The following is a 2,787-nucleotide window of genomic DNA, read 5'->3' as shown; positions in this document are numbered from 1 at the left end:
GATAGGAGGCGCGGACCGGTTTCGTATGGAACGCGACCGATTCCGCTATCGTCAAGCTTCCGTAACCTTCCTGCCATCTGGGATGATGGGGCGCATGCTAGACTGAACGATGCATGTTGTCACTGTCAGTCGACCGCGGCGCCCCTCGAAGATCGCGGCCTGGAACCTTTACGGGAGGCGTCAAGCGTGGCTCAAGCGATCACGGTTACGGACATTCGCAAGAACTTCGGCGCGGTCGAGGCGCTTAAAGGCGTTTCGCTCGATGTGGCCGATGGAGAGAAAGTCGTCGTCATCGGGCCGTCCGGCTCGGGCAAAAGCGTGCTCATCCGTTGCATCAACGGTCTTGAGGTGCCCGATTCGGGCACGGTGGTGGTCGAAGGCATGAACCTGTCGGACCGCAAGGTGAACGCCCGTGCGCTGGCTCGCGACGTGGCCATGGTGTTCCAAAGCTACAACCTCTACCCGCACAAGACCGTGCTCGAGAACGTGACGCTGGCACCCATCAAGGTGCTGAAGGTGCCGCGCGAGCAGGCCGAGCGCGACGGGCGCGCCTATCTGGAGCGCGTGGGGCTTTCCGACAAGGTGGACAAGTACCCCGACCAGCTCTCTGGCGGGCAGCAGCAGCGCGTGGCCATCGCCCGCGCCCTCAACATGCATCCCAAGATCATGCTGCTGGACGAGCCCACGAGCGCGCTCGATCCCGAGATGGTGCAGGAGGTGCTCGACGTCATCAAGTCGCTGGCCGAGACGAACATGACCATCGTCATGGTCACTCACGAGATGGGTCTGGCGCGCGAGGCGGCCGACAAGGTCGTATTCATGGAGAACGGCCTGGTGGTAGACCAGGGCACGCCCCATTACTTGTTCGACGAGACCGACAACGCTCGCGTCAAGAGCTTCCTGTCGAAGATCCTGTAGGCGCGGCCATGATCACGAGAAGAACGTTCATACGCTCCTCGGCGCTGGTTGCGTCGACACTCGTGCTGGGCGGGGCGACGGGCGGCCTCGCCGGTTGCGCCGGCGGCGCAGACGTGCTGCGCGTGGGCACGAAGATCGACGTGCCCGGCTTCGGCTTCCAGAATCCCGAGACGGGCAACATCGAGGGCATGGAAGTGGACATCGCGCGCGAGCTGGCGAAGCGCATCAAGGGCAGCCCCGACGCGCTGCGGGTGACCGGCGTGAACGTCACCACGCGCGGCGCGATGCTGGACAACGGCACGCTCGATGCCACGCTGGCCACGTTCACCATCACCGAGGCGCGCAAGAAGAGCTACAACTTCTCGCGCCCGTACTACACCGATCACATCGGCGTGCTGGTGAAGAAGTCCTCGGGTATCGTCGATCTCAAAGACCTCGACGGAAAGACCGTGGGCGTGGCGCTGTCGGCCACGACGCGCGACAAGCTGACCGCCGCCGGCGACGAGATCGGCATCCACATGAGCTTCGCCGAGTACTCGACGTATCCGGAGATCAAGATCGCGCTGGTCACCGGCCGCGTGGACGCGTTCTCGGTGGACCGCTCCATCCTGAATGGCTACGTGGACGACTCCACCATGCTGCTGGACGCGCAGTTCGCGCCCCAGGAGTACGGCGTGGCCACGAAGAAGTCGAACACCGAGCTTGCCGACCAGGTGGACGCCGCCATCGGCGCTATGGCCGACGACGGCACGCTGACGGCGCTGCAAGAGCGGTGGGGGCTCTCGACCGAGACGCCTGCCGGCGAGGAAGAGGGAGGCGAGGCGCATGCTTGACATCTTCGCCCCCTACAAGTGGGAGGCGCTGTTCGAGCGCTGGCCCGACATCCTCATGGCGTTCGGCACCACCGTCGGCATCTCGGTGCTCGCGCTGGTCATCGCGCTGGCGCTGGGCATCGTGTTCGGCGTGCTGTCGGTGTCGCGCATCCCCGTGCTGCGCGGCATCACCCGCGTGTACGTGGAAGTGGTGCAGAACGTGCCGCTGCTTCTGCAGGTATTCGTGTTCTACGCCATCTTCCCGCTGCTGGGCCTGTCGCTGGCCGCGTTCTGGATCGGGGTCCTGGCCATCGGCATCTACCACGGCGGCTACATCTCCGAGGTGGTGCGCAGCGGCATCGGCTCCATCCACCGCGGGCAGTTCGAGGCGGCGAAGAGCCAGGGCTTCTCGTACTGGCAGTCGATGTTCGTGATCATCCTGCCCCAGGCCATCCGCATCATCATGCCGCCGCTTGCCGTGCAGGCGGCCAACCTGGTGAAGAACACGTCGGTGCTCGCGCTCATCGCGGGCGGCGAGCTCATGTACTTCTCGAACTCGTTCGCGGGCGCGACGAGCTACTACGGGCCGGTGTACGTGGTGGCGGCGCTGCTGTACTTCGCCATCTGCTTCCCGCTGTCGCGTCTGGCTCTGTACCTGGAGCATCGCACGCGCTCGCATAGGCATCTGGCCACCGGCGACGCCACCGAGGCGTTGGCCGAGGACACGATGGAGGTCACGCCGGGCACGCACGACATCACCGGGCGCGCGGCGGCCGACACGATGGCGGGCGGCGTGCAGACCATGTACGGCACCGTGGACATCGCCCCGGCGCGCGTGGCGCCCTCGCCGCGCCATCCGCTGCACGCGCTTGCCGAGGACGCGCTGGAGCCGGGCGTGGCGCCGGAGGACCCGTACGACCAGACGTTCACCGGCAACCAGGCGGCCGAGATCGCCGACGAGATCGGGCGCGAGATCGCCCAGGAGATCGCCGACGAGTACGGCGACGACGAGCGGGCGGCGCGCGCCATGCGCACGAAGTCCGGGCGTTTGAAGGCG

General features: G+C 66.1%; 3 protein-coding genes. All 3 read left to right on the top strand.

The genetic code is table 11. The features are described from left to right. Nucleotides 1-186 precede the first annotated feature (186 nt). Complete coding sequence (locus ACMO6A_RS07175) at nucleotides 187-918, top strand: amino acid ABC transporter ATP-binding protein (RefSeq protein ID WP_009304735.1); 732 nt, start codon at nucleotides 187-189, stop codon at nucleotides 916-918. An 8-nt stretch (nucleotides 919-926) separates the two neighbouring features. After that, a complete protein-coding gene (locus tag ACMO6A_RS07170) occupies nucleotides 927-1,751 on the top strand; it encodes a transporter substrate-binding domain-containing protein (protein ID WP_009608904.1) in 825 nt (274 codons plus the stop codon). Continuing rightward, nucleotides 1,744-2,787, top strand: a 1,044-nt coding sequence (locus ACMO6A_RS07165) for an amino acid ABC transporter permease (protein ID WP_418471001.1), incomplete at its 3' end; no start/stop codon positions are given. The genes ACMO6A_RS07170 and ACMO6A_RS07165, both read left to right, overlap by 8 nt.

The sequence above is a fragment of the Eggerthella sp. genome, assembly GCF_048329335.1.
In the GTDB taxonomy this organism is placed as follows: domain Bacteria; phylum Actinomycetota; class Coriobacteriia; order Coriobacteriales; family Eggerthellaceae; genus Eggerthella; species Eggerthella lenta.
Note: the sequence above shows the minus strand (reverse complement) of the source record. Positions and strands in the feature narration are given on the sequence as shown.

Bases quoted from the DNA above. Each gene is read 5' to 3' on its own strand.
- ACMO6A_RS07170 (WP_009608904.1), top strand. From the start codon at position 927: ATGATCACGAGAAGAACGTTCATACGCTCCTCGGCGCTGGTTGCGTCG.